The organism is Acetobacterium sp. (assembly GCF_036508315.1).
In the GTDB taxonomy this organism is placed as follows: Bacteria; Bacillota; Clostridia; order Eubacteriales; family Eubacteriaceae; genus Acetobacterium.
This window is the reverse complement of the sequence record NZ_DATCHP010000025.1, coordinates 15,102-40,928: the sequence shown is the minus strand read 5'-3', so window position 1 is coordinate 40,928 and position 25,827 is coordinate 15,102. Positions and strand designations below refer to the sequence as shown.

Here is a 25,827-nt window from a genome sequence, read left to right as displayed (position 1 = left end):
TATTTGTCCAAAAACAAGTTTATGGCATATAACGGCATTTAATGATATAAAAGGGCTATCAATAGGGCTATTAAGTGGCGACGATTTTCCCGGGATCTTCTTCAACAGGAACAATCTTCCAACGGATGTTTTTAACCAGATCTTCCACATCATCATGGACATAAATCTTAGTAGTGGTTTCAATGGAGGCGTGCCCCAACAACTTCTGAAGGGTGAAAACATCGGTTCCAAACTTATAGAGGATTGTTCCATAGGTGTGTCTTAATTCATGTGGGGAAAGAAGAGGAAGCTCCGGATGAGCTATCTTAAGATCATCTGTATATTTCTTATAATGATAATTGGCCCATACCCGGGGACCCATGATTTTACCATGGTGTGTTTTAAATAAATAATCATCCCGGTACATCCGGATATCATTTTTTAAAAAATCACAGAACACATCATCCAGGGGAATAACTCTCAAAGCTTTTTCACTTTTCCCGGTTGTTTTCATCTTTGGGGTACCGGTGTCATCGGTGATCACGCGGTTCACGCTCAGCAGCCGCTTGACAAAATCAATATCCTTTGCAGGGTTAAGCCCCATTAATTCACCTTTGCGGATGCCGGTCTTTAAAATAATAAAGGCCCCCAGTCCTTCAGGATGAGTCATTGCATATTTAACAACAACTTCATACTCATCAATGGTGTAGGGCTGCTTCTCCAGGGCGGGCTTGCCTTTGGGTTTAATGTTGGCCATCGGGTTTTTAATGAACAAATCATTTTCAATGGCCGTTTCGAAAATGGCATTCAGTGTGATCCGAATCTTATCCACCATGGACTGAGAGAATTCAGCCTTTGTTTTAAAAAACTGCTGAATATCAATCGCCCGGATCATGCGGATATTATAGTCACCGAAATAATCATTCAGATGATCAATGCAAAGCTTGTACCCATAATAGGTGGAATCGCTCACAATATTTTCTTTATAAATATTTAACCACTTATCAGCCCAGGACTCGAAAAGCGTTTCATCCCATTCCTGCTTTTTCTCGGTGGCCACTTCCAGCTTATAGGCATCAATTTTTTCATTGCACTCTTTGACAGACTTCCCATAAAAACTTTTTCTGATGGGTTCACCATCATAAGTATGACCCACTGTTATTCTTATCCTTTTTTTATAAGCCATTTTTAACACTTCCTTTCGAATTTGGGTATAAAAATACCCGGTTGAAATTCCCCGGGAAGCGTGGTAAAATATTTGTGGTGTATATATTGCGACCACGGTCCCGGTATATCTAAAGCCGTTTTTTTCTGTTATAGCAGAAGAGGCGGTTTTTTTATTTTTTGCGATTGAATTTAATATATCTATTCATCACTGTCTATTTGTAAAGAAACAGAACATTCAAAAGTATTTGATGCATTTTTACTGATTTTGTATTTTGTAATAATTGGCTTAAATCCATTGCGGCCATACCTGTTTACGATCTCTTTAACAATATTAGGGGGTATTGTCCCAATAACTTCTTTTTTAGTTTTAGAACGAACGCCCGTTGGAGTTCTAATATAAACCTCCAAAAAAATTGGATCTCTTGTAAATACCGGTAATACTTTTAATTTTACATCACTCTCAATGCCACTTAAAACTTCTTGTCTGTTTCCCGTTTTAACTCCGTTCAAGTTTGTTTCATAACGAGACGGTGACTTTGAATTTTTTTGAACTCCCACCTTTTTTATTTCAGTAGCAGTTTTCTCAATTGTTTGCATTTTCTCTTTCATTTTTGAAAAGAAACCCATCACTATCCTCCTTCAAAATTTGTTTATATAAAAAGGGGATTGCTCCCCCTTAGCATTAGACTTTTCTTCTTATCTCAATTACTTTTCCAATAATTTCAACGGGCAAATTTTCAACCTCCTCACAACTATAATCAATTAATGAAAACATTGGATTCAAAGGTATCAATGTAATACCCCCATCATGCTTCATTATTTTTTTAACAGTGGCATTATCCCCATTTACCATTATGATCCCAATTTCATCATTTTCAATAATCTTTTGTTTTCTAATTAGAATCACATCGTGTTCCAACATAAATGGCGCCATAGACTCACCTTTAATCTCTAGAGCAAAGTATGTTCCTTTCTTAGCTAAATCTTCAGTTATTTCAATATAACCTTTAATGTCCTCAATTGCTTCAATTGGAACCCCGGCGGCTACATTTCCAAGAATTGGTATTTTTATGGGCGCAAGGGAGGAGTATTGTCTAACATCCGTTTTTCCTCTTAAATAACCCATATCAACATTAAAATAATCTGCAATAACTTCAAATGTTTCAACGTCTGGCACACGCTGCCCCGATTCATACATTCCGATTGATGATTTTGAAACTCCTAATTTTTTAGATAAATCCAATTGCGTTAAGGCATTTTCGTTACGTAGTAATTTTAATCTATCAGCAAAATTCATTGCGCTTTCCTCCCTGTTTAGGTGTGGCTATAGTATACCACGTAGCGTGACAAAATCAATCTTTATATAAAAATAAAACACGCAACGTGGAAATATTTTATTTTTCCCCTTGACATTGCGAAGGCATTAGAATATCATGTAATCACACAACGTGATCTAAACAAGGGAGGTGAGAAAGTGGATAACACTAAAATCGGACAAAAGTTAAAAGAATTGCGTGGGGACAAAACACAAGAGAAAGTAGCAAAAGATGTTGGTATAACAACATCAGCACTCGGAAATTATGAGGTTGGGTTGAGGGTTCCCAGGGATGAAATAAAAAAGGCATTAGCAAGTTATTATAAGGTGGGAGTTGATTACATTTTTTTTACATAAAAAGGTCACTAAATGTGACTTTTCTCCTCATTTATCAGGGAATTTCGACCAGGCCGGCTGATAATTTAATTATAGGAGTACGAGCAAAAAGAAACAAGAATAATTAAACAAATTGTTGAAAATCAAAGAAGGGAGAAAAAACAATGGATGCACCAAACGTAGTGCTGGAACAACAAAAAAGATTGAAAGCATTACTGGATAAGGATAATAGCGGAACAGTGTCCCCAGCGGAACTGGCTGAAGCCCTGGGAAAAAAGATTTTGATAAAGCCAGTTAGAAAGGAGATGAAAAGAATATGAAAAAACTAATGATTGGCGAAATTATGGAATTAACCGAGGATGTAGCGGTTGAAACCTTTTTATTGGGACATGAAAAAACATTTAAAAAGGGGACTAAAGTAACAGTAAATTCCAATGATTGTATCATCTACCCGGACGGCGGTATGCAGAAAATAGGTTTTGAACACGAACTAAAAGGTTATGACAACAGAGCGATCGCGGAAAGAATATTTAAATGGCTCAACAGCCGTTTAGAAATTGGGGAATGGCTGGAAGAATTTGATGTGCCGAAAGAAGAAGTTATTGACGTAATCGAAGAATCACTGGACGATGTTTTATTTTAAGAAGGAGGTGAAGAGGATGTCAGAACCAAAAATTAAAGTAGACACAACAGAAGTAGACGAAGCAATTGAAAAACTGAACCGAGTAAAAGAATTAGTGTTAAAAATTAATGATTTACTCGGTTCTAATGATTTACTTGGTTCAATAAAAATCGAGATTGGAGCTAATTTAGAGTCCTAAATCTTTAACCCGTTTTTTTAAAACTATTTCCGCAGCGCTTGCAGACATTTCTTTAAATGTCGAGAATTCAGTATTTGCAGAAACAAATACATCAAGTTCATTTTCGTCGATCGATTCAAAATCTTCCTGGCTTTGCATTTTGAATCCACTTGAATCAATAAATTCCTGAAAGCTTTTAAATGATGTGTTGGTGTTCATGAATTCATCAGAAAAAGCTTCGGAAAAATCAACAGGACTAAAGCTTAATGAATCAAGCTTTTTAAAAACTTCATCGACATTGCTTGTATATGTAAACTTGGCCATAAAGTTACCTCCTTTCAAATTATTTCAACTCTGCAAAGCTGATAATTTAATTATAGGAGTACGAGCGAAAAGAAACAAGAGGAATTAAATCAAAAACAAACCGTTGAAAATCAAAGAAGGGAGAAAAAACAATGGAAGCACCAAATGTAGTGCTGGAACAACAAAAAAGATTGAAAGCATTACTGGATAAGGATAATAGCGGAACAGTGTCCCCGGCGGAATTGGCGGAGGCACTGGGAGAGGGGTTCTCGGCCAATGCGATCCGGAATGCAGCCTTTGAAGGATTGTTGCCTTTTGGGTTTGGACACCGGGAACATTTAAAGGGCCAACGGTATGTGGCCATCCCAAAAATAACAGTGTGGAACTGGTTTTGCCATGGCGGCTGATGGCGAAGAAAGGAAAAACAATGGAAAACTTATACATCGACGGTCAAGAATATGTTATTAGATACAAAAATGGTATTCATGAATTGATTGAAATAAACGAAAACAACGACAATATTATTTTATGTGCGGGAAATTATGATATATGCAAATTCCTTTTTACATTGTTGTTTTATAAAAACCAAGAAAATAAAATTTAAGGAGGAAAAAATGAATAAAGACTTATACATTCAGCTTTTGGAAGACAAAGTGAGAGATCAGGAATTTGGAATTGATGTAGTAAAGTTTACTTCAAAATTTACTAAGGAAGAATTAAAAGCAAAATTGCAAAAATCCCAGGACGACTTTTTTAATCTTGGCGATATTTGCCAGTTACGGTTTCATGAATTAGCAAGTAAACATCAAGCACATTTAGAATCGGATCAAAAAATGGATACATTGGTAGCGGCATTTAAGAAGGCCGCTGATCAAAAGATTGCTGAGTTAGAAGATATTGTTTTTGAACTGGGGGATGATTGCCAGGATCACGAAAAAACCGTCGCAACATTCGATGATCTTCGAGAGGATCTAGCTTGCGAAATTTTAAGCCTGCAGAATGAAATCCGCAAAGTAGAAGCAACAAACCACCGGATAAACAAGAGATTAGCAAAATATCAAGCTAGGTACGGAATGGACCCAGAGGTGAGGATCATGGATGAACGCCTGGTGGTTATAGGATTGGAAGAGGAACAGGAGCTAGAAAATGAATAATGAAATTAAAATAGCAGCAATTATAACATTTGGAACATTTGTGTTCACTGGAGCCTGCATTATCATCGGCGGAGTCGTGAGCGGCGGTGCCAGCATGGGTATGGCCATTGCAATCGGAAACATAGCAGCAATGTGTGTTGCCCTGGGTATTGCTTTTGGAAAAATCGTAGGATGAAGTTTATTGTAACCACACACGACTGCTTAAGCATTATAGGGGATGACGGAAAAGTAAAAGTATTTAAATCAGAATCGGAAGTTGTTGAATTTTTGAAGAAGAAAAACATTTCTGACGCTGAAATAGGAACACATCGATTTATTAAAATAAGTGAGGAGTAAACAAGAATGAAAAATTTAGCAGAGTTAACCGGAGACACCTTTTTAACTATTAAAACCGAATGGGATTTCTATGTAATGACAAAGGCAGAATTTGAGCAAGAACTAAATCATGGAGAGTTCGAAGATCCTGAATTACTTGAAGTAACAATTGCTGATAAACAATTCGCACAAGAATTTTCTTTGTCGAGTGCTCTGGATGATTACGAAGATGGCATGCATGAAGACTGGAAGCAAGCGGTACTCGACGGAATAGATAAAACCCAAGAAATTGAAGATGTAATAAATACGGCGATCAAAAATAATCCTTCATATTACGAAGGAGAGAAAGTATTAATCAACTTTAATTAGGAGGTAACGATATGAAAAAGTTTGAAAGACAATGCCGAACATGCGGTTTCATCATTGAATTGAAACACTGGGCACCGGTAAAGGGATTTGAGTGTAATTATTGTAGAAATATCGTAATAGAGGTCGATGACAACAGAGCCATGATAAAGCTTAAAAAGATGAAGCAGAAACTGGGAGCAGTAGCGATATGAAAAAAACCATAAAAAAAACTCTCCAAAACACGCGAATGTTTAAATGGAGAGCAGCTGAATAATTAATTTAGACTCATTATAACATAAATAATTGAATAAAGAAAGACCGCCTTTTCAGCTAGGATGCCACGGCGGTCTTTTAAAAAACTTGTTATCTCATTATACCTTTTTGTTGAAAAGATAACAAGTAAAAAGTGGCTTAAAATCCAGCTTTTAGACTCGATAAGAGTATTAACTTAACGACATCTCAAGATAAAAAGGGGGGATCATCAGTGGCTTATGTTTTAACAATATGCTATGCAGGAAAAACGATTGAAATGTCAAAATCATTTTCAGCACGATACAAGAAAAAAGGAATGGTCCGGGGGAAAAACGAGAAACCAACACCGGAGCAAATGCTAAAGATCAATGAAAGAAATGCAGAAACAAAATTGAGAAGACTAATCAATACAAATTATGGTGCGGGAGATCTTCACATTACGCTGACTTATAAAAAAGACAACAGACCAGATCCAGAGGAAGCAAAAAAAGAGCTGGATAAATATTTGAGACCGCTCCGGAATCTTTACAAGAAAAATGGAGAGGAGCTCAGATACATCATTGTCACCGAGTATAAAAATAAGGCCATCCATCACCACCTCATTGTTAATGTAGTTGACAGTGTACCAATTAAAGAATTCGACAGATTGTGGAAAAATGGCAGAACCCGGTTCGCATACCTGGACAATACCGGACAATATGCAGCCCTGGCAAGTTACCTCATCAAAGAAACTAGGGCAACATTCAGGGAGCAAGGCAGCCCGTCAAGAAAACGGTGGAATGCCAGCAGGAACCTCAAGAAACCAATAATCAAAAAAAAGATCATCCAAGCAAAAGAATGGAAAAAAGATCCGGAGCCGTTGAAGGGATATTTGCTAGAAGTAGATACCATGAAGGAAGGGATCCACGATGTCACCGGGTGGCCGTATCAATTTTATAGCATGGTAAGGATTGGAAACGGATAAAAAGGAGAAAGGACAAACGATGAATTCAATAAATTTTAAACGCCATGATGGGTTATGCCCGTATTTTGATTATGAAGGGATTAGATTTTATATACAAGATCACTGGCGGGACGGGATTTGCCGAGGACCATTGCAGTATACCTTATTCAAAACGCTCCCATTCAGAAAAGTTAAAAAATCAATCAACCCTAGAATTGCAGTAAGCCGCTTTCTCAAAGGGAAAAAGTACAGCAGCGACTTTGACATTTATCGGTACCAAGGATTGTTGATTGGGATAAGACAAGCAGAGGGAAAGATCATTATTATCCCTGAAGAGGATGAAAAGATAGCAGGGCCCTTTAATGATTACAAAAAGTGCCTGGAGTTTTCAAAGAAATTCATTCAGGACTACATTGAAAAATATGAAGAGAAATACACTGACAATCAAATAAGTTTTGTGGAGGGGAAAGAACATGAAAAAAGATGAGATCCGAGTTGTATTAGAAAAGTTATGGGATGGAGTGGATCATTCAAGATTTGATGATTTGGTTAAAGCCACTTTCAGCCATCAGACCAAGTATGAGCAGATTAATGTGGTGGGGGCGCTCATTGACAGCTATCCATTTAATAGCCCAGATTACAAACAAATGGTAGAACTTCACGCAAAGATGGTAAAGGATCAAGGGTGATAAGAAAATGAATAATAAATTAATAGACCTAAACAATCATCTCTTTGCACAGCTTGAAAGACTAGGTGATAAAGATTTAAAAGGTGAAGATTTAGCAGGAGAGATAAATAAAGTCAAAGCCATAACAGGGGTAGCAGCACAAATTGTTTCAAATGCAGCACTTGTGTTAGAGGCACATAAGATTGCCGATAATGCTTTTGATGCAAAATTCAGAATGCCAAAAATGATAGGGGATGAAAACACTGGCAAAGCATAAGTACACGCCGGATGAAAAGGAATTTCTATTTGGATACGTCCCCGATCACAGCCACATTGAGATAATGGCAGCCTTTAATAAAAAGTTTAATGCCGGGATTAAACCCAACCAGATCAAAGCTTATATAAAAAACAATAAGCTTAATACTGGCAGGACGGGATGGTTTAAAAAGGGCACCGTGCCATTTAACAAAGGTAAAAAAGGTATTGAAATTTGGACACCAACACAGTTTCAAAAGGGATCCATCCCACACAACACAATGCTTATTGGGACAGAAGTTGTAAGAGACGGTTATGCCTGGATAAAGATAGCCAATCCAAATGTATGGAAACAGAAGCACAGGCTCTTATGGGAAACAAAGAATGGCGATATACCTGAAAATCATGTGCTTATCTTTGCCGATGGCGATCAATCAAATATTTGCTTAAATAATTTAATGATGGTATCCCGGAAAGAGTTGACAGCATTAAACAAAAATAAGCTGATTAAAAACGATAAGAAGCTTACAGAAACAGGCGTATTAATTGCAAAGCTGATAGTAAAGACGCATGGATTAAAAATGGAGAGGGGCAAATAATGAAATCAATAAAGTTTAACACTGAAATGGTCCAGGCACTAATGAAAGGCAGAAAGACAGTAACCAGGAGGAAGATTAAACCACAAGCAAATAGTATCAGATGGGACATGACAGCATTCCCGAATGGCTGGTGTGATGAACATGGTTATCAGCGGAAAGCACCATACCAGGTAGGTGATGAACTGTATGTCCAGGAAACATTTTGCTATGACGATTTTGATAATGGTGGAGAGACCATTTATTATAAGGCTAATTTTGGAGCAAGACACATAAAAGAGTTATTTACAGATTGCAATATGAAATGGCAACCATCTATCCATATGGAAAAAGAAGAAGCCAGAATCTTTTTGAAAGTGACCGATGTGAGGGTTGAACGCCTGCAGGATATGAATGCAGATGATGCGGAAAAAGAAGGGATATTTTATTTAGGCGCACCTCCATCCCAATACATTGCAGCCTTTATTGTGCTGTGGAACTCTACAGTCAAGACTGATGAGCTTTATCTTTATGGTGCTCATGCTAACCCATGGGTTTGGGTGATTGAATTTGAGAGGATAAAATGAGCTATAAAAAGATTTTAAGAGTCTTTCCTAAGAGAACGAGTTATACCCCGGACGATCTACTGACATATTGCGCTAATGGGATAGTGCAAGCGCCAATGTTTAATTTATTCCCGGATTTCGATGAAGTACATATTTCATGTATTTTTACATGGGATAAGGAGTTTTGTGAGAAATTGGCTTTTCAATTTAAGCAGTTCCAAAATAAGCCAGTGAAATTAGGCGGTCCAGCTTTTAACTCACCAACGGTAGGGTTTAATCCAGGGTTATATATCAAGAAAAACATTATCTTTACATCCCGGGGATGCAATAACAATTGCCCATGGTGTATTGTGCCAAAGATTGAGGGTAAATTAAAAGAACTCTTGGTGGTTGAAGGAAACATCATCCAGGACAACAACTTCCTCCAAACGTCGAAGCATCACAAAGATATAGTATTTGAAATGCTGAAAAAGCAGTCAAGAATTTGCTTTAAGGGTGGATTAGAACCAGACTTGATAGACGACCACTTTGTTGAGAATGCCAGGGGTTTGAGAATCAAAGAAATGTGGTTAGCATGTGATACGGATCAGGCGTTAAAAACCTTTGAAACCGCTTGTAAGAAATTAGTTGATGTCGGATTTACCAGAGAACATATTAAGTGTTACGCACTGATCGGTGACGATATGAGCAAAAATGAAGAAAGATTAAGACGGATATGGACAGCCGGGGCCATGCCGTTTGCACAATTATATCGAGATTTTACAGCTATTAAAACAACATATCCCAAAGAAATAAACGCATTTGCAAGACAATGGCAAAGACCAGCTGCTATCAATATGCACATGAAAAAAGGTACGGATTTCAGAAATTTTAAAACGTGAGGTCGCATATGAATGAATATTACCCAACGCCGGAGCAACTGATCAATAAAATGTTTCACAAGATAAAAGAGGTGCACAGAGACCTAACCATATTAGAGCCCAGTGCCGGTAAAGGCCATATCTGTGAAGAGGTGCAAAGGCTCTATAAAATGAATAACAGGAACCGAACAATAGAGGTTGATGCCATTGAAATCGAGAAGGAATATCAGATGATCCTGAAAGGGAAAGGTTTAAGCGTGATCCATGACGACTTCCTGACCTTCGGAACCTATAAAAACTATGATTGTATTATCATGAATCCGCCATTTAGCAACGGGGATAAGCATTTTATGAGAGCGGTTGACATTCAGGAGCGACGAGGGGGCCAGGTGGTTTGCATCCTGAATGCTGAAACGATCCGGAACCCGTACACAAATTTAAGAAGAGAACTGGTAAGTGTGATAGACGAATACCATGCAGAGGTTGAATTCATCACAGATGGCTTCCTGGATGCGGAAAGAAAAACAGAGGTTGAGATTGCACTCATAAGCATAGTGTTCCCGGAAATTATAAAAATGGATGCAAGCCTTATTCTGGACAAAATGGAGAAGGCAAAAGACTATGATGATGAAGAGGACTTTGAAACATCAGTGATCCAGGGGGATCCGGTTAAAGGCATTATTGAATCATACAATTATGAAATTAAAGTAGGCGTCGAATTTTTAGAGGAGTATTTTAGAATTAAGCCGGTTTTAATCTCCGGAGAAGAAATCCAGGACAAAGAATGTTTTATTATCGTTAAGATCGGGAACAATGATCGAGATGGATTCCAGGGGAACCGCAATGAATTGATTAATAAGTTTATTTCCAGAACCCGGCATAAATTCTGGAAGACCATTTTTAATCTGAAAGTGATTACTGAAATCGTCACTACAGATGCTTTCTGGGACTTAAACTCTAAGATTGAAGAGTTTTCCGGATATGATGTGACCAGGTTTAATATCCAGCAATTGCAAAAGGAACTTTACCAGAACCTGAGCACGAACATTGAATCAGGGATTGAATCATTCTTCGATGATGTTACCACCAAAGCCTATGATGGTAAAAACACTCTTTACTACAATGCCATGAAGACCAACAAAGCCTGGAAGATCGGAAAGAAGGCAATTATCTGGTTAAACGCCTATGACAGTTGGAGCCACCGATTTGAGCCGGATTACAGAGTTACCCAAAGAGTCGTTGAAATGGAAAAGATCTTAAGCTATTTGACCAAAGGTAAAAAAGTCACCCCTGATGATGTAATTAAAAGGGTTTGGGAATGCGTCAGAGTCACGGGGCAGACCAAAAACATTATGTTCGAGTATTTTAACTTAACATTTTACAAGAAAGGTACCTGTCATATCGAGTTTACCAATGATAAAGCCATCGAATTGTTAAACATCTTCATGGCTAAGAAGCGGAACTGGTTGCCGCCATCGTACGGGAAAAAAAAATATTACGGAATGACGGATGAAGAGAAGGATGCAATTAACAACTTCCAGGGGAAAGACAATTACGAACGCTGCAGGAACGATGATGAAGTACAAGACGTTTTAAGAGACCGGGGATTTTTAATGTTGGAAGAGGTGAGTGAGCATGAGTGAATCTGCAAACAAAGATATAAAACATTTGATCTCAATTTGTGAAGTAGGCCTGTATGGCGGGGATTCACTTAATACATTTTTTACGGAATGCAGGATTGAAGCATCGAAAAACTCTGAGTGCGTAAACATAAAAGTCAAAGGGACCAACTCAGTCATTAAAATTAAAAAAACAGCCTTGCTAAAAATAATGGGCTACAGCCAGGTAGATCATACTAAATATATGGAGAGGATTTAGAAAATGACAAAAACAATGTATAACGAAGCCATGTATACAGAAAAATACTTAGACCCAACTGCAGGAACCGCAGCCAATAACGTGGACAGAGAGCGTGAAACAAGAAATAAGATGCAGGGGTATAGAAGCCGTTGCATCGGAAAAAGCTTTGAAACGATCATTGAGCAGGCCTGTAGTGCCTATGCTATAAAAGGTTTTGCACTAATTGAGAAAACACCGGAACCAATCAGAGTATTAAGCTCATTAAAAAAAGGCCGGTTTACCGCTTGTTTTGAGAAAAAAGCTCAGCCAGACTTTAAAGGGATCATTTGCAACGGCACCATGGTTTGCTTTGAAGCTAAAGCCACTGAGAAGGACCGGATCCTAAAAAACAGAGTATCGGATGTACAAGGTGACTATCTGGAACGCCTCCGGAGAATGGGGGCCGTCGTTTTTATCCTGGTATCTTTTAATCTGGAAAATTGCTACCGGGTACCCTGGGAGATATGGAGAGACATGGAACTGCACCTGGAACATAAATTCATCAAAGAAGATGAAATGCTTGATCTATATGACACAGAAAAACTGAAATGGAAAAACGGATATTTGGATTTTTTATCAAACATGGAGGTGTTTTAAATGAAATTAGCAGAAATTGGAGTAGAACGGGAACAACAGTCGTTAGAGAGCTTGTTCCAAATTGAGTTTGACAAGGTATTTGAGAATATTATGGATAAACGCACTTTCTCAGCTGGAAAAAGAAAAATTCAGATAAATGTGGTATTGATGCCAAGTGACGAAAGAGATTCAGTAATCATCGCCTATGACATAAAAACAACATTGACACCGATCACAGGAGGATCCATAAAATTAGACATTGCAGAGTACCCGAATGGCAATTACGAAACAAGGCCCAGTATTTCAAGTCATAGGATACCAGGACAGGTTGATTTCAGGGATATTCCGATCCCCGATGAAGATGGCGTTTATTCGGAGGATGAAAAGTAATGACACTAGAAATAATGACATGGATTATAGTCGCATTAGTTGTCTTCACTGAAGCTTTAATTGTAACGGTGGTGATGAATACAAAAAAGGTATGGAATCTCGAAGAGGCTGTTGCCAGAATTAAACGAACACTCCGATCACCACCATTCAATGAAGAGGAACTTTGGCCAGTGGGAATGAATCCATGGACAATGAAAATACCGAACATAGTGGAGCCGAAATCGCATGAGGCTTTTTATAAAACATATGGATCCAGGCAGGAGTCGTCGGCACAAAAATTGTGGAGAGAATCAATGCTTGATATACCGATGCCAATAGTACAGCCACCGCCTGGCCAGTACATATCACCGATAAAGCTTGAGGATGGGAAACTTTATTATCTTGCACACCCTTGCACATCAGGCGGGAGAACAATGGCTGAAAATAAAAAAAGTGAGGGTTATCTTTATCGCCGGATCATCGACAAATATCCTAACGCTAAAATTATAAGGCCGTTGGTACATATCCCGGATGGATTGACAGATGCAGCGGCCATGGCTAAATGTTTTAAATTACTGTCTGCCTGTGACGGTGCGCTATTCCCTGTTGGATGGCAAAACAGCGGCGGTTGCGGTCAAGAAAATGGATTTAGCAAAGATCATGGCATTGAGATTATTTATCTAGGTGTGTAAGCTATGAATTATACGGGGCAAGCAAAAAACCAATTGGCGGATTCAATGCATAAGAAAATCCGCACCGCAATCTACAAAATGGGGAAAAATGAGAAGTTTATTAAAATAAGTGATGACCACCATCCCAAAATATTTATTTTATTGAATGCATATGCCAGCCATACTGAGAAAGCTATTTCCAGTATGGGTGATGGTTATTTTGGCAAAGATATATATAAAGCCCAAGGGTGTTTAACAATAATGGGTGAGATAGGTTTAAAAAAGTTTGGGTACATATATGAGTTGAAACATCACAAAGATGACCATAGATTTGACACATGCTTAGGAAGGGGCTTAACTAAATGGGTACAGGATATTAATGACCTATTCATGAAAGAGATAGATACATTGCCAGAAGTTGAATATTATGAATAAATACGAAAAATACATTTTTAAAACACGAAATTCAAAAGCAGATGAATATTGTGATTATTGTAACTGTGATGAAAAACTCATTAATTGCGTTGGGTTTCAATTTTCAGCAATAATAAAAGATGTGACAATTGAGGGTGTACCGTTTAATTATTGCCCTATGTGTGGACGTGAATTAAAGGCGGTGAAGTGATATGAAAAAAGGAGTAATAGTTGCTACAATTGGAATTGATACTGAGCTATTTTGCGAAGCATTAGGAAAACTAAATGAGCAAATGGAAGAGGTCAAGAGAGTTTGGGGAGCAATACAAGAGATATTTGAACAGCTATGGAAATCGTTAAAACCCGTGATGGATGAGATTAATAATATTGTTTATGGGTTGGATTATAAGCCAAAACGAAAAGAAATATATCGGCACAAATATTACAAAGTAAAGCTGATGGATTACAAACCAAACCACAAGACGCGCTATTTCTGTATTGGAAACAAGGGGAATTATAGGAGGTTTTAATGACAGCAGCCAACAATGCCATAAAAGAAAAACTCAGACAGTACAAGACAGCCTGCGAAAGAATAGATGATTTAGAGCAGGAAATTGAGGTGTGGATGGCTAAGGCAACCAGCATAACGTCTATGATATCAGACATGCCTAAAGGTTCAACTCATAGTGGGTTTGATGCAATAGTAGTAAAATATTTAAGCATCTGCGTTGAATTAGACAATCAAATTAAAATTGCAGTAAAGATAAAACAAGAGATAGATGAAATGATTTTAACTATCCAGGATGGGACAACGCGACGCATTATGCAACTCAGATACATTAATCAGCTTAGATGGGAAGAAATATGTGTGCGGACTGATTACGAATGGGCACAGGTACACAGGTATCATTCAAAGGGTTTGGAAATATTGAACCATGATACACAATGATACACTCAAATAGGATATAGTGCAGATATAGAAATAGATACAAGCCAATATAATTAAGGGCGCCGGAGCTTTTCGGGATGCCCTTTTTTAATGGGAAGAATGAGGGGGGATAACATGGAGGGTATGGATAAGCCAAAGATCACAGTAGATTACAGCGAATTAATAGAAGCGCGCGACCTACTAAATGAAGTGATAGAGAAGTATGAAGTGCTAATATCTTTACAAATTAAGAGCATGGCATTGCCGACGTTTGGACCACTGAGTCCAATGCTTAAAGAACAAGGGGAACGATATGTCAAAACTAATATTAAGAACAAATGATGGACAAGAGATACTCATTAAAGAAGTTAAGTCAATCAGTAAAGCCGATCATGCGATAGTATTATTTCTTACTTCTTACATGAGGCCAGAAGATATAGAGATCATGGAATCTGAGATGGCCAAATCATTCGAGAAGAAAGTAATCTTATTAGATGCAAAGTTTAAAGATAAGATGTTCAGTGTTTAGATAATGGCACGTGCATTTGCTAGACGTATGTATGCATCCAAGCAGTGGCAACAATGCCGGGACTATATCTTTAATAAATACTTTGGACTATGCCAGGACTGTGGTAAGCCAGGGGTTGAGGTACATCATAAGAAGTTCCTAACACCAACTAACATTAATGATCCTGATATTGTGTATGGAGAGAACAACCTGGTATTGTTATGCAGAGACTGTCATTATACCAGGCATACGATAAGACGTAAGAGTGTTGATGATTGCTATTACTTTGACGAGGATGGGAACATGTGCCAGAAGATTATGGAGGCAGAGCCAATGGAGGCTAAGGTATACATTGTGTATGGTTGCCCAGGTAGTGGCAAGAGCAGGTATGTTAAAGAGCACATGAGCATAGGTGATATGGTTGTTGACCTTGATCTATTGTCACAGGCAATAGGGTTACAAGGTAAGGCAGAGACACCAATCAACCTGATCGATACGGCATTGGATATGCGTGAACATCTGTATGAGTTGATAGCAAAGAGAAGCATCAAGTGTCAGAGTGTATGGATAGTCGCAGGGTTACCAAAGATTTATGAACGAGAACAATTAAAGAGTAGGGTAAGAGCTGATGATTTAATTTTTATTAACGTTAGTAAAGATGAATGCATCAATAGAGTTACGAATGATGATGAAAGAGTTGATAAAAATAAACAACTTTTAATTATTGATAAATGGTTCAGAGAGTTTGATATAGAGGATAATGGAGGGCTTGATGATTACTAAATTGGTTCAGCGATTACGGTATGCCCCCCTTCTTTGAAATCGATTTTTTAAATCCTAAGTACCGGCGGTTAACTTTTGTGCAATGCACAGAACTATCGTGTGACCCCCCTCCCTAAAAAGTTCAGGAAAGGAAGTGATAAATGTGGCGATTAAAAAAGTTTTGACCAGAGATGAACAGATTTTGAAAGAGAAGCGCCGACTTAATTTGATTTACAAAAATGTGCCAAAAGCAAACAAAAGCATCATCGAAGGGTTGATTCAAAGAGCCGCCTACATGAGAGTCACTCTGGAATGGATGGAGGTGGATCTTGACGAAAATGGATATGTAGAAATGTTTTCCCAATCCGAGAAAACAGACAAATATGAAAGAGAAAGACCAATCGCCAGGCTGTATAACACAATGAATAAGAATTATCAGTGTATTATTAAGCAGCTTAGCGACCTGGTGCCAAAAGCCGAGGTTAAGATCAAAGACGATTGCTTTGAGGGCTTTGTAAATAGCCGAGGTGTTTAAGTACCCACTCGATTATGATCCGATATCAGAGTATTGGAGATTAATTGAATCAGGTGAAGAGGTCGTTGGTCAAAAAATATACCAGACTTATAAAAAACTCGTCTTTGATTTAACTGACAACACGTCTGAGTTTTATTACAGCCACGCAAGAGCAAATCATATCATCGAATTCATTGAAAATTTTTGCCGGCACAGCAAAGGGAAGATGGGCGGGAAACCTGTCATTCTCGAACTCTGGGAAAAGGCCATGCTGGCAGCCGCATTTGGTTTTATTGATATCGAAGAGAACCGAAAACATCGGGAAGTAATTTTAATCGTTGGTAAGAAAAATGGGAAGTCTCTTTTATCATCATGCGTTGGATTATATCTGCAAGTCGGAGACAGTGAAGCGGGCCCTGAGATATACGCCGTCGCTACCAAAAAAGACCAGGCAAGAATTATATGGTCTGAAGCAAAACGTATGGTTAATAAATCCCCGATACTCCGAAAAAGGATCAAAGGCCTTGTTGGCGAAATGGTCAGCGCATTCAATGAGGGCACATTTAAACCAGTAGCCTCCGACGTCGACACCTTGGATGGTTTAAATTGTTCCGGCATTCTGATGGATGAATTCCATCAATGGAAAAATGGGAAAGCTCTATTTGACATCATGGCTGATGGAGTATCAGCCAGAGAGCAAGCATTAATATTCATGACTTCCACGGCTGGCACAATTAGAGAAGATATATACGATCAGAAATACGATGAAGCAACAATGGTTATAAACGGTTACTTTGATCCGGACGGATATAAAGATGATCGGTTTATAGCCTTTATTTATGAACTTGATGCCCGCAAAGAATGGATGGATCCAAAGTGCTGGAAGAAAGCTAACCCGGGTCTGGGAACAATTAAGAATATTAAAACGTTGGCTGCTAAAGTTGAAAAAGCAAAACATAATTCAATGCTGGTTAAGAACCTGGTATGCAAAGAATTTAATATCAGAGAGACTTCATCAGAGGCATGGCTGATTTTCGACGATATTAACAACTTAGCGACCTTTGATATTATGGCATTAAAACCACGCTATGGCATCGGCGGTCTTGATCTTTCCACCACAACGGACCTATGTTGCGCTTCAGTAATTTTCAGGGTTCCCGACAATGAAATACTGTACGTCTTGCAAATGTACTGGCTTCCAGGAGATTTAATCGAACAAAGGGAAAAAGAGGATCAGATACCATATTCGCGATGGATTGAAAAAGGGTTAATGAGGGCCAGTGGCGAAAATAAAATAAATTATAAAGATATCTCCGCATGGTTCTTAGAAGTGCAGAACGAGTTGGACATTTATATTTACAAAATCGGCTATGATAACTGGAATTCACTGTATATCGTGGATGAACTCGAATCTTTATTTGGGAAAAATTCAACTGAAAAAGTAATCCAGGGGAAAAAGACAATGAGTGCCCCAATGAAAGTTTTTGCCTCTGACTTAAAGGCTAAAAAAATAAATTACAACAACAACAGTATTTTAAAATGGAATCTCACCAATGCGGCCATTGACATTGATCGAAATGATAATATTTCTCTTTGCAAAACAAGCAAATCGAGAAAAAGAATCGATGGTGTCGCCAGTGCCCTGGATGCTTTTATTGCATACGAGCGAAATTATGAAGAGTATATGTCAATGATTTAACCCAACACCATAACGGTGTTTTTTTATTCTTAAAAATCGGAAGAGGGTGAACAATCTTGTCAAGTGGAAGACATTAAACAGGCACTATTGAAAATAAAAAAAAGGAGGCGGTTGGTATCGGATTATTTAATAGTATCGGGCGATTATTCAATAAAAGTCCCAGTGAGACGCGTTTTAAAATGATTACTGACAGAGGTAACGGGATTTACGGGTGGGACGGGAAATTATACCAGTCGGACATTATTCGTGCGTGCATACGTCCGGAAATCGAGGCAGTTGGTAAATTAGTAGGGAAACATATCCGGGAAGCGCTGAGAAAAGACGGTTCCAATGATATCAAAGTGAATCCAGATGCTTATATGCGTTTTTTGCTTGAAGAGCCAAACCCTTTTATGATTGGCCAGGTGATGCAGCAGAAATTAGCGACGCAATTGGCACTGAATAACAATGCATTTGCTCTTATTATGCGTGATGATTTTGGTTATCCTATTGAAATTTACCCTATTCCATCTGCATCAGCAGAGGCAATTTATGGAGAAAATGCCGAGTTATCATTGAAATTTTACTTTAATAATGGCAAAAATTCAGTGTTTCCATACTCGGATATCATCCATTTACGTCGAGATTTTAATAATAATGACATATTTGGTGATGATCCAGGACCGGCACTCACACAGTTAATGGATGTAGTATCCACGACTGACAAGGGCATTGTAAATGCTATTAAAAATTCAAGCATCATACAATGGCTATTAAAATATTCCACTGGTTTGAGGCCAGAGGATTTAAAACAAAATGCCAAAGATTTTGCTGATAATTATTTGAGTTTGGAATCAACATCAGTTGGGGTTGCCGCGGTTGATAGCAAAGCCGATGCGATCAGAGTTGAACCCCACGATTATGTTCCAAATGCTGCCCAAATGGACCGGACTACTCAAAGAATCTACTCGTTTTTTAACACAAATTTGAAAATTGTGCAGTCGTCATATAGTGAAGATGACTGGAATAGTTACTATGAAGCACGTATTGAGCCGATATCATTGCAATTTAAAGGTGAATATACCAGGAAACTATTTTCGAGGCGTGAACGTGGATTTGGTAATTATATTACCTTTGATGCCAGTAATTTGTCCAGCGCAAGCATTACTACCAAGTTAGCATTTGTGGCCATGGTTGATCGAGGCGCAATGACGCCAAATCAATGGTTGGGTTTATTTAATATGCCGCCATTGCCAGGGGGGGACGAACCATTAAGACGATTAGACACGGTAACGGTCACTCAGGCAGAGGGGACAAAACAGACAGAGAACAAAATGTTACAGCAGCTTAAAAATAAAATGGTTAATCAAAAAAGCAAGGTCTATGCCGTTGATTTTGACGGAACACTTTGTGAAAATTATTATCCTCAAATTGGATTTGCAAAGGAAGATGTAATTAAACATATTTTGCAATTACAAGATGATGGAAACAAGATTGTCTTGTGGACATGCAGATCTGATGACCTGTTGGATGAAGCCGTTACCTGGTGTGAAGAACAGGGCATTGTCTTTGACAGTGTTAATGAAAACCTGCAGGAAATCATTGATAAATATGGAAGCGATACCCGAAAAATTACCGCTGATGTGTATATTGATGACAGAGCAATAAGACCAAATGAATTAGGAGGTGAGGACAATTGAGAATTGACATAAAAGGAACAATTATCCCGAATGATTACAAAGAGGTCTATGATTATTTCGGGATGGAATCAACAGCACCAAAAGACATAAAAGAAGCGATTGAAAAAGCCGGCAATGAACCCCTGGACGTGTATATTGATTCAGGCGGTGGGGAAATCCATTCAGGCAGTGTTATTTACACCGCGCTCAGAGAGTATAAAAACGGTGTGAACACCTATGTTGTTGGAATAGCGGCATCCGCTGCATCAGTTATTGCTATGGCGGGTAAACTTTTAATGTCACCTACATCACTGATGATGGTGCATAATGTTTCGAGCTTTGCAGTTGGTGATTATCGTGAAATGGATAAGCAGGGAGAAATATTAAAAACCGCAAATAACTCAATAGCTGCAGCTTATGTTCAAAAGTCAGGCATGAGTGAAAAAGAGGCCCTTGCTATGATGGACAAAGAAACGTGGTTAGATGCCAAAAAAGCGGTTGAACTAAAACTGGCGGATGGCGTCATGTTTGATGAGCAACAACAATTAGTGGCCTCCTATGGGAACAGTCTGTTGCCAACAACATTGATTAATCAAATAAAAGGTGTGATAAAGAGCCAATCAGAGAGAGCACCCCAAAGATTGGCTTTAGAAGTGGAACAACAAAAAATAAATCTATTAAAATTAAGAGGAGAAACAAAATGACAAGAGCACAATATGAAGCTATGCGGAAAGCATTAATTGATTCAGCCCAGGAGTTTTTAACCGACGGAGACGTTGAAGGAAGTAAAGGGAAACAGTTGGAAGTTGTAGCACTGGACAACTCGTTTGAATTAATCGGAAAAGAACAGGCAAACCTTAACGCATTGACAAAAAATACCCATGAAGTCAAAGCCCCATTATTGGACATGAGCGGAGACGGCGAGATCATTGATAAAATCGAAGGTCTAGGCAACACCGAAAAAAAGTATGAAGACAAGTTCGCGTCCGTTGAATATCGGCACGCATACATGCAAAATGTATTGAAAAATGTTCCTATTCCAGCAAAATATAACATTGATACATTCAGTACAATTGTAGAAACAGCGGCTTTAATTCCAACCACCGTAATGGCTGAAATCATCCGAGAAATTAAAACCTATGGTCAACTTTACGCAAGAGTTCGTAAAATGGCTATTAAAGGTGGCATCGAAGTTCCTATTTCTTCATTGATTCCCGTGGCAACATGGATTACCGAAGGAACACCATCCGAACGCCAAAAAGGAACTGTTAACACATCAGTTTCATTCAAATATTTTGGATTAGAATGTAAAATCGCAACCTCGTTACTGGCTGATGTTGTAACCTTATCATCATTTGAAACAACCATGGTTACATTGATTGCTGAAGCAATGATTAAAGCAATTGACAAATCCATTATTGCAGGAGCTGGAACCGGTTCATGTTTAGGTGTGACCATTGATCCACGTGTTGTAGCAGGACAAGTTTTAACTGTATCCTCCGCTGATTTTGCTTCTTGGGATGGTTGGAAAAAGAAAGTATTTGCAAAAATTAAATTATCTTATCGCGCCGGTGGATCTTTTATCATGGCGGCTGGAACATTCGACGGTTATATTGATGGTATGGTAGATGCCAACGGTCAACCAATCGGGCGCACAAATTACGGCATTACAGACGGTCCACAGGAACGTTTCGCGGGCAAAGAAGTTATTTTAGTTGAAGATGATATCGTTGCAGATTACGAAACAGCAGCTGCTGGCGATATTGTAGCTATTTACATGCGATTATCAGACTATGCGATTAATTCTAACTTAAGCATGGCAACATTCCGCTGGTTAGATCAAGATTTAAACCAGTATGTCAATAAAGCGATTATGATTATTGATGGTAAACTGTTAGACGCAGCAGGCGTATTAATAATTAAAAAAGGAGCGTAAAATATGTATCCTTATAATTTTAAAAAAGGCCAGTTAATTGGGACGGATGCGGCCGGGGTGGCATGTGACCGTGGTTTTATCGCACACTTTCAAGTGGCAGCCGCCGATGCGATTGTCGCTGATATTGATGGTGTGCATGTTGCGAAAGCGTGTCCCGTGTTAAACACCTTGGCATCATGCGTGGTTGCAGCCGATACAGCGGTAACCGATATTCTTACAATTTCTTCCACGGTTGATTTGGGCACATCGTTTAACGACCTCAGTATTTTATTGACCACCGCCGCTGATGATACCCTTGAGGTAACAAAAACGGACGGTACAAAAACAATAAATATCGCTTTAGCAAATACCACCGCGTCAAATAACACCGCCACAAAAATTCAAGTAGCGATTAGAGCATTAACAACCGTCGGAGGGGTAGCGGTTGGAGCCGTTACTTGTGCCGCTGGTGGAAATTGGGATACCGCAGCAATCGCAACAGCGGAAACCGAATCAATACCGTTTGCAGGTGGCACCACGGCAATTGATACCATTATCACCGGAATTACAAACCCTGCAGTGACCCGGAACATGACGGCCACCACAGACGGAACCGCAGGAGATATCAAGGCAGTACAAGTAACTGTCACAGGTACTAATTATGCAGATGAAGTGATTACAGAGGTATTGCCTATCTTTACAGTAAATTCAAAAACCACCGTTGTTGGGAGTAAAGCATTTAAAACAGTCACCGCAGTTGCTATCCCCGCCCATGATGGATTAGGAGCGACAACCTCAATCGGATTTGGGGACAAATTAGGTTTACCTTATCTATTAACCCACAACACATTGTTAACCGCTCACACATTTTTAAACAATGTTGTCGAGGGAACAGAACCAACCGTGGCATTTTCTCCGACCGCACTTGAAAGCAATACACTAGATTTAAACAGCGCATTGGACGGGCATGTTGTTGACGCATATTTTATTGTTTAAGCAGAGGGGTTTAATGCCCCTCTGTTTTTAGAAAAGGGGTGATTAAATGGCAAGAACAGCCAGCGAAATCGCATTATTGGCACAAGTTAAAATTGCTTTACGGTTATCGGTAACGACATTTGACAATGATGAAATATACCCTATCATTGACGCCTGTAAAATTGATTTGTGGGCGAGTGGAATCCTGAAAACTGAGAATGACGACCCGTTAATTGTCCGGGCAATCGTTTTATATGCAAAGGCAAATTTCGGATTTTCTGAGGACAGTGAAAAATATCATTTGAGTTACACTTTGCTTAAAAATTCAATGGCTTTGTGTGCTGAGTATAATTCATATCAGTTGACTTTTGCGGTGACCGGTGGCGGGTTGGGAATAAAGGGTGCGATTATCCAAATCGGAGATATAGCACTACTCACCAACTCTTTAGGCGTTGCAATTTACAATACCAGGGAAATCAATAAAGATGTTGATTATACATTAAGTTATTTGACAACATATATTGAGGACTCGGTTTATATCACCGGAGATACAGCGGAATCGGTGGTGATTGCCTGATGTTTGAACCAGAATATAGCATTGAACTTGGCAATGTCACCGAAACCACTGTATATGGCGAAGTGATCCAAACCATGGTATGGCGAACCATCTTTGCAACAAAGAAATCGATTCGTTCGTCAGAATTTTATGATGCAAAAAATGTGGGATTAAAGCCGGAACTCACATTTGAGGTTTACTCCTTTGACTTCAATAATGACGAAAAGTTGAGATATAACAACAAAGAATATTCAATTCTGCGAACATTTGAAAAAGGCGAAAAAACAGAACTCACCGTATCATCACAGATCGGAGGTGAAGTCTAATGGCCAGAGCAAGGAGAACGGCATTTACCTTTGAGTCAAACATTCCCAAGGTGATTGCGAAAATCGAGGCGACACCGGAAAAAGTGATGAATGTGGTTGGACAAAATATTGTCCGAGAAGTCAAAGCGACGACAATGAACAGCCAATTTCACCAGCGCCGGGCCATCCTGAAAAAGACGTTATCATACTGGGCCCGCAAAAAAGAAAAGGATTTACAGATTGGTTTTAAAATGTCCATCCCTGGCATCGTTGGAAAGATGATGACGGGTGCGGAAGATGATCCGATCAAACCGGTTGTAATCAAAAACGCTCAACTCATTCAGGACATGGTGGCCGTAGCACTAAACGAAATAGGTAAACGCGAATGAATATTAACGCAGTAGCAGATCAGGTACTTGGTTATTTAGCAACTAAATATTCTCGCGTCTATCGTAACAAACCGCCACTCAACCCGACGTTTCCGTACATTATTTACAAAGTCGATACGGTTTTAGATACGGTACCGTCAAAGGATATATATTTGATAATTAATATATTTGAGAAAGCCGAAGCAAGCGTCAGGGTAATTGAGTCGCTTGCTGATAGCATCGATGATGGATTGGAACAAAAAGTAATTAATACTAGTACAATGTGCTTACATTTTGGATTGGAACAACGGCAGCCCGTGAGTGCGGATGAATTAACGTCGGCACAAGTGGTCAACCTTCGGTATGTAATCCGGGGGTATTTTAGTTAGAGAAAGGAATTAAACAATGGGAGAAATATTATTAGGAAACGGCGTTGTCGCCGTTGATAGTGTGCCAATTGGGTTAACCAGGGGAGGTTCCATATTCACGGTCGAGCGTGAGATCAGGGACATTGAAGCAGACGGCGATCGCGGCCCGGTAAAAGGCCGCCAGGTAATTGATACTGAGATAGCAAAGTTAGAAATTAATGCACTGGAATTATTTACAGCTGTGGAAATGCTAAAACACTATCCAGCGACATCGCTGACATCCGGCGTGAGCACGGACACCTGGCGATCAAATTTAACGATCGCATTAACAGATTATCACACAGTTACTTGGACTGGTGCGACTAAAACGGGAAAGGCGATACTTGTTACGTTGGAAAATGCAATCAATATCGGTAATTTGGAGATGACATTCGAGGATAAAAATGAAGTTATTCCATTGCTGGAATATACGGCGACCTATTTATCTTCAACACGTAACACACCACCTTGGAGTGTTGAATTTGCAAAAGGCGATTCTTATGACGTAGCTATTACGGTTACGACAAACGGGACAGTTGCGATACCTGATGCAGTCTTATCGCTATATGGACTTGAAGCAGTTGCGGATGTCAATGGTATTGCCACGTTGGAAAATATTCCTGAGGGCATGCATACCTTTAGCGTTAACGCTGCTGGATATCAGACTTATTTTGGAGCCATTGAAGTGGATGGTGCGAATTTTGCTGACACAATTACGATGGTTGAAATTGCTTAGGAGGGGTAAAACCCTCCTTTTTTATAAGGAGAAAAAATGTTAATTATTAAAGAATTTGATTTAGAAGAGGTTTTCCTATTGTCTGAGATACTGGACAAGATGGGATTGAAAATAGAATCAGCAAAGCTGGCAAGTAAAGTAAAAACAGGTAAACTTGAAAATATGGATGATGCAAAGGCAATAGGCAAAGAAGCCATTATTGCGATCATTGCAGATTTGGCCACAGATTTTATAAAAAGTTTATGGAAAGCAAGAGTTCTGGTCGTTAAGTTTATATGTAACATGACCGGAAAACCGGAAAAAGAAGTTAAGAAAATGGGAATCAAGGAGTTGAAACAATTCTTTACCGAGTTGCTGGATTCACCTGATTTTAAAGATTTTTTAGCATCAGCCGGGGAGTAGACCGGACAGAGATAGAAGATCTACTATTAACCAGGTACGGAGATATGAGTTATATCATGAAAATGCCGTATCGATCGGCAGCCAAACTGATTATAAAAGCAGCTGAACAAAATACAAAAGATCTTTTATTCAAACTGTATAACAGCATTTACCCAAACATGGGCAAGAAAACATTTGTGTCCTTCGATGAATTTTACAAAAAAGCGGTACCGAAAAAGATTGAATTAGACACAAGAAGTAAAGACGAAATTATGCAGGAAATAAAAATAATACAACGAAGATTTGAACAACCGCAATAGGGTTGTTTTTTTAATACCCTAAAAGAAAGG

Annotated in this window: 45 protein-coding genes and 1 pseudogene; 42 read left to right on the top strand and 4 right to left on the bottom strand. The window is 38.8% G+C overall.

Going from position 1 to position 25,827, the window contains the following annotated elements; genetic code table 11:
- Window positions 1-70 precede the first annotated feature (70 nt).
- From VIK44_RS02905 to VIK44_RS02895, 3 genes are all read right to left on the bottom strand, one after another.
- Window positions 71-1,165 (bottom strand): tyrosine-type recombinase/integrase, encoded by a 1,095-nt coding sequence (locus VIK44_RS02905; RefSeq protein WP_331552342.1) that lies wholly within the window; start codon window positions 1,163-1,165, stop codon window positions 71-73.
- 179 nt (window positions 1,166-1,344) lie between these two features.
- On the bottom strand, window positions 1,345-1,773 hold the full coding sequence (locus tag VIK44_RS02900; RefSeq protein WP_331552341.1) for a hypothetical protein: 429 nt from the start codon (window positions 1,771-1,773) through the stop codon (window positions 1,345-1,347).
- Between the two features lie 55 nt (window positions 1,774-1,828).
- Entirely contained in the window at window positions 1,829-2,443 is a 615-nt protein-coding gene (locus VIK44_RS02895; RefSeq protein WP_331552340.1) for a LexA family protein, read from the bottom strand.
- Between the two features lie 177 nt (window positions 2,444-2,620).
- Here VIK44_RS02895 and VIK44_RS02890 point away from each other — a divergent pair, with 177 nt between their 5' ends.
- From VIK44_RS02890 to VIK44_RS02875, 4 genes are all read left to right on the top strand, one after another.
- Window positions 2,621-2,818 (top strand): helix-turn-helix transcriptional regulator, encoded by a 198-nt coding sequence (locus tag VIK44_RS02890; protein WP_331552339.1) that lies wholly within the window; start codon window positions 2,621-2,623, stop codon window positions 2,816-2,818.
- Window positions 2,819-2,961: 143 nt separating this feature from the next.
- Entirely contained in the window at window positions 2,962-3,117 is a 156-nt protein-coding gene (locus VIK44_RS02885) for a hypothetical protein (RefSeq protein ID WP_331552338.1), read from the top strand.
- Complete coding sequence (locus tag VIK44_RS02880) at window positions 3,114-3,440, top strand: hypothetical protein (protein WP_331552337.1); 327 nt, start codon at window positions 3,114-3,116, stop codon at window positions 3,438-3,440. The genes VIK44_RS02885 and VIK44_RS02880 overlap by 4 nt, the downstream gene beginning before the upstream one ends.
- A gap of 16 nt (window positions 3,441-3,456) precedes the next feature.
- A complete protein-coding gene (locus VIK44_RS02875; RefSeq protein WP_331552336.1) occupies window positions 3,457-3,618 on the top strand; it encodes a hypothetical protein in 162 nt (53 codons plus the stop codon).
- Here VIK44_RS02875 and VIK44_RS02870 read toward each other — a convergent pair.
- Window positions 3,607-3,921 carry a hypothetical protein gene (locus VIK44_RS02870; protein ID WP_331552335.1) on the bottom strand — a complete coding sequence of 105 codons (315 nt, stop codon included), beginning with the start codon at window positions 3,919-3,921 and terminating at the stop codon, window positions 3,607-3,609. The genes VIK44_RS02875 and VIK44_RS02870 overlap by 12 nt on opposite strands.
- 131 nt (window positions 3,922-4,052) lie before the next feature.
- Between VIK44_RS02870 and VIK44_RS02865 the strand changes: the two genes are divergently transcribed.
- The 38 genes and pseudogenes from VIK44_RS02865 to VIK44_RS02680 all read left to right on the top strand — a co-directional run bounded on the left by VIK44_RS02865 (window position 4,053) and on the right by VIK44_RS02680 (window position 25,797).
- Window positions 4,053-4,307, top strand: coding sequence for a hypothetical protein (locus VIK44_RS02865; RefSeq protein WP_331552334.1), 255 nt, complete (start codon window positions 4,053-4,055; stop codon window positions 4,305-4,307).
- A gap of 207 nt (window positions 4,308-4,514) precedes the next feature.
- The gene (locus VIK44_RS02860) at window positions 4,515-5,054 is read left to right on the top strand and encodes a hypothetical protein (protein WP_331552333.1); all 540 of its coding nucleotides are present in this window, start codon (window positions 4,515-4,517) and stop codon (window positions 5,052-5,054) included.
- Window positions 5,047-5,229 (top strand): hypothetical protein, encoded by a 183-nt coding sequence (locus VIK44_RS02855; RefSeq protein ID WP_331552332.1) that lies wholly within the window; start codon window positions 5,047-5,049, stop codon window positions 5,227-5,229. The genes VIK44_RS02860 and VIK44_RS02855 overlap by 8 nt, the downstream gene beginning before the upstream one ends.
- Before the next feature lie 167 nt (window positions 5,230-5,396).
- Window positions 5,397-5,738: a hypothetical protein gene (locus VIK44_RS02850; RefSeq protein WP_331552331.1), complete on the top strand. Its 342-nt coding sequence runs from the start codon at window positions 5,397-5,399 to the stop codon at window positions 5,736-5,738.
- A gap of 11 nt (window positions 5,739-5,749) precedes the next feature.
- A complete protein-coding gene (locus VIK44_RS02845; RefSeq protein ID WP_331552330.1) occupies window positions 5,750-5,929 on the top strand; it encodes a hypothetical protein in 180 nt (59 codons plus the stop codon).
- A 272-nt stretch (window positions 5,930-6,201) separates the two neighbouring features.
- Entirely contained in the window at window positions 6,202-6,933 is a 732-nt protein-coding gene (locus VIK44_RS02840; RefSeq protein WP_331552329.1) for a rolling circle replication-associated protein, read from the top strand.
- A gap of 19 nt (window positions 6,934-6,952) precedes the next feature.
- Window positions 6,953-7,399 carry a hypothetical protein gene (locus VIK44_RS02835; protein WP_331552328.1) on the top strand — a complete coding sequence of 149 codons (447 nt, stop codon included), beginning with the start codon at window positions 6,953-6,955 and terminating at the stop codon, window positions 7,397-7,399.
- Window positions 7,386-7,601 carry a hypothetical protein gene (locus VIK44_RS02830; RefSeq protein WP_331552327.1) on the top strand — a complete coding sequence of 72 codons (216 nt, stop codon included), beginning with the start codon at window positions 7,386-7,388 and terminating at the stop codon, window positions 7,599-7,601. Before VIK44_RS02835 ends, VIK44_RS02830 begins: the two co-directional genes overlap by 14 nt.
- Before the next feature lie 7 nt (window positions 7,602-7,608).
- On the top strand, window positions 7,609-7,857 hold the full coding sequence (locus VIK44_RS02825; protein ID WP_331552326.1) for a hypothetical protein: 249 nt from the start codon (window positions 7,609-7,611) through the stop codon (window positions 7,855-7,857).
- A complete protein-coding gene (locus VIK44_RS02820; RefSeq protein ID WP_331552325.1) occupies window positions 7,835-8,434 on the top strand; it encodes an HNH endonuclease signature motif containing protein in 600 nt (199 codons plus the stop codon). Before VIK44_RS02825 ends, VIK44_RS02820 begins: the two co-directional genes overlap by 23 nt.
- Complete coding sequence (locus VIK44_RS02815; protein ID WP_331552324.1) at window positions 8,434-8,997, top strand: hypothetical protein; 564 nt, start codon at window positions 8,434-8,436, stop codon at window positions 8,995-8,997. The genes VIK44_RS02820 and VIK44_RS02815 overlap by 1 nt, the downstream gene beginning before the upstream one ends.
- Window positions 8,994-9,857, top strand: coding sequence for a hypothetical protein (locus tag VIK44_RS02810; RefSeq protein ID WP_331552323.1), 864 nt, complete (start codon window positions 8,994-8,996; stop codon window positions 9,855-9,857). The genes VIK44_RS02815 and VIK44_RS02810 overlap by 4 nt, the downstream gene beginning before the upstream one ends.
- Window positions 9,858-9,865: 8 nt before the next feature.
- Window positions 9,866-11,479 (top strand): DUF4942 domain-containing protein, encoded by a 1,614-nt coding sequence (locus tag VIK44_RS02805; protein WP_331552322.1) that lies wholly within the window; start codon window positions 9,866-9,868, stop codon window positions 11,477-11,479.
- Complete coding sequence (locus VIK44_RS02800) at window positions 11,472-11,714, top strand: hypothetical protein (protein WP_331552321.1); 243 nt, start codon at window positions 11,472-11,474, stop codon at window positions 11,712-11,714. Before VIK44_RS02805 ends, VIK44_RS02800 begins: the two co-directional genes overlap by 8 nt.
- Window positions 11,715-11,717: 3 nt before the next feature.
- On the top strand, window positions 11,718-12,332 hold the full coding sequence (locus VIK44_RS02795; RefSeq protein WP_331552320.1) for a Holliday junction resolvase RecU: 615 nt from the start codon (window positions 11,718-11,720) through the stop codon (window positions 12,330-12,332).
- Entirely contained in the window at window positions 12,333-12,701 is a 369-nt protein-coding gene (locus VIK44_RS02790) for a hypothetical protein (RefSeq protein ID WP_331552319.1), read from the top strand. It begins immediately after the preceding gene.
- Window positions 12,701-13,372, top strand: coding sequence for a DUF4406 domain-containing protein (locus VIK44_RS02785; protein ID WP_331552318.1), 672 nt, complete (start codon window positions 12,701-12,703; stop codon window positions 13,370-13,372). Before VIK44_RS02790 ends, VIK44_RS02785 begins: the two co-directional genes overlap by 1 nt.
- Before the next feature lie 3 nt (window positions 13,373-13,375).
- Window positions 13,376-13,786 (top strand): hypothetical protein, encoded by a 411-nt coding sequence (locus VIK44_RS02780; RefSeq protein ID WP_331552317.1) that lies wholly within the window; start codon window positions 13,376-13,378, stop codon window positions 13,784-13,786.
- The gene (locus VIK44_RS02775; RefSeq protein WP_331552316.1) at window positions 13,779-13,976 is read left to right on the top strand and encodes a hypothetical protein; all 198 of its coding nucleotides are present in this window, start codon (window positions 13,779-13,781) and stop codon (window positions 13,974-13,976) included. Before VIK44_RS02780 ends, VIK44_RS02775 begins: the two co-directional genes overlap by 8 nt.
- Before the next feature lies 1 nt (window position 13,977).
- A complete protein-coding gene (locus tag VIK44_RS02770) occupies window positions 13,978-14,295 on the top strand; it encodes a hypothetical protein (protein ID WP_331552315.1) in 318 nt (105 codons plus the stop codon).
- The gene (locus VIK44_RS02765; RefSeq protein ID WP_331552314.1) at window positions 14,295-14,714 is read left to right on the top strand and encodes a DUF1492 domain-containing protein; all 420 of its coding nucleotides are present in this window, start codon (window positions 14,295-14,297) and stop codon (window positions 14,712-14,714) included. Before VIK44_RS02770 ends, VIK44_RS02765 begins: the two co-directional genes overlap by 1 nt.
- Window positions 14,715-14,828: 114 nt before the next feature.
- Entirely contained in the window at window positions 14,829-15,035 is a 207-nt protein-coding gene (locus VIK44_RS02760; RefSeq protein WP_331552313.1) for a hypothetical protein, read from the top strand.
- A complete protein-coding gene (locus VIK44_RS02755; protein WP_331552312.1) occupies window positions 15,007-15,222 on the top strand; it encodes a hypothetical protein in 216 nt (71 codons plus the stop codon). The genes VIK44_RS02760 and VIK44_RS02755 overlap by 29 nt, the downstream gene beginning before the upstream one ends.
- Before the next feature lie 3 nt (window positions 15,223-15,225).
- Window positions 15,226-15,438: pseudogene (locus VIK44_RS02750) on the top strand (HNH endonuclease); the annotation flags it as partial.
- A gap of 96 nt (window positions 15,439-15,534) precedes the next feature.
- On the top strand, window positions 15,535-15,984 hold the full coding sequence (locus VIK44_RS02745) for an AAA family ATPase (protein WP_331552456.1): 450 nt from the start codon (window positions 15,535-15,537) through the stop codon (window positions 15,982-15,984).
- Between the two features lie 142 nt (window positions 15,985-16,126).
- Window positions 16,127-16,498, top strand: a complete 372-nt coding sequence (locus VIK44_RS02740; RefSeq protein ID WP_331552311.1) for a hypothetical protein — start codon at window positions 16,127-16,129, stop codon at window positions 16,496-16,498.
- A complete protein-coding gene (locus tag VIK44_RS02735) occupies window positions 16,491-18,176 on the top strand; it encodes a terminase large subunit (protein ID WP_331552310.1) in 1,686 nt (561 codons plus the stop codon). The genes VIK44_RS02740 and VIK44_RS02735 overlap by 8 nt, the downstream gene beginning before the upstream one ends.
- 179 nt (window positions 18,177-18,355) lie before the next feature.
- On the top strand, window positions 18,356-19,855 hold the full coding sequence (locus VIK44_RS02730) for a phage portal protein (RefSeq protein ID WP_331552309.1): 1,500 nt from the start codon (window positions 18,356-18,358) through the stop codon (window positions 19,853-19,855).
- Complete coding sequence (locus tag VIK44_RS02725) at window positions 19,852-20,538, top strand: head maturation protease, ClpP-related (RefSeq protein ID WP_331552308.1); 687 nt, start codon at window positions 19,852-19,854, stop codon at window positions 20,536-20,538. Before VIK44_RS02730 ends, VIK44_RS02725 begins: the two co-directional genes overlap by 4 nt.
- Window positions 20,535-21,770: a phage major capsid protein gene (locus tag VIK44_RS02720; RefSeq protein WP_331552307.1), complete on the top strand. Its 1,236-nt coding sequence runs from the start codon at window positions 20,535-20,537 to the stop codon at window positions 21,768-21,770. Before VIK44_RS02725 ends, VIK44_RS02720 begins: the two co-directional genes overlap by 4 nt.
- 3 nt (window positions 21,771-21,773) lie before the next feature.
- Window positions 21,774-22,745: a hypothetical protein gene (locus tag VIK44_RS02715; RefSeq protein WP_331552306.1), complete on the top strand. Its 972-nt coding sequence runs from the start codon at window positions 21,774-21,776 to the stop codon at window positions 22,743-22,745.
- Window positions 22,746-22,791: 46 nt separating this feature from the next.
- On the top strand, window positions 22,792-23,301 hold the full coding sequence (locus VIK44_RS02710; RefSeq protein WP_331552305.1) for a phage head-tail connector protein: 510 nt from the start codon (window positions 22,792-22,794) through the stop codon (window positions 23,299-23,301).
- A complete protein-coding gene (locus VIK44_RS02705; protein ID WP_331552304.1) occupies window positions 23,301-23,606 on the top strand; it encodes a phage head closure protein in 306 nt (101 codons plus the stop codon). The genes VIK44_RS02710 and VIK44_RS02705 overlap by 1 nt, the downstream gene beginning before the upstream one ends.
- Window positions 23,606-23,974, top strand: coding sequence for a hypothetical protein (locus VIK44_RS02700; protein WP_331552303.1), 369 nt, complete (start codon window positions 23,606-23,608; stop codon window positions 23,972-23,974). Before VIK44_RS02705 ends, VIK44_RS02700 begins: the two co-directional genes overlap by 1 nt.
- Window positions 23,971-24,342 (top strand): hypothetical protein, encoded by a 372-nt coding sequence (locus tag VIK44_RS02695; protein ID WP_331552302.1) that lies wholly within the window; start codon window positions 23,971-23,973, stop codon window positions 24,340-24,342. Before VIK44_RS02700 ends, VIK44_RS02695 begins: the two co-directional genes overlap by 4 nt.
- A gap of 16 nt (window positions 24,343-24,358) precedes the next feature.
- A complete protein-coding gene (locus VIK44_RS02690; protein ID WP_331552301.1) occupies window positions 24,359-25,096 on the top strand; it encodes a hypothetical protein in 738 nt (245 codons plus the stop codon).
- Window positions 25,097-25,132: 36 nt separating this feature from the next.
- On the top strand, window positions 25,133-25,498 hold the full coding sequence (locus VIK44_RS02685; protein ID WP_331552300.1) for a hypothetical protein: 366 nt from the start codon (window positions 25,133-25,135) through the stop codon (window positions 25,496-25,498).
- 44 nt (window positions 25,499-25,542) lie between these two features.
- Window positions 25,543-25,797 (top strand): hypothetical protein, encoded by a 255-nt coding sequence (locus tag VIK44_RS02680; RefSeq protein ID WP_331552299.1) that lies wholly within the window; start codon window positions 25,543-25,545, stop codon window positions 25,795-25,797.
- Window positions 25,798-25,827 lie beyond the last annotated feature (30 nt).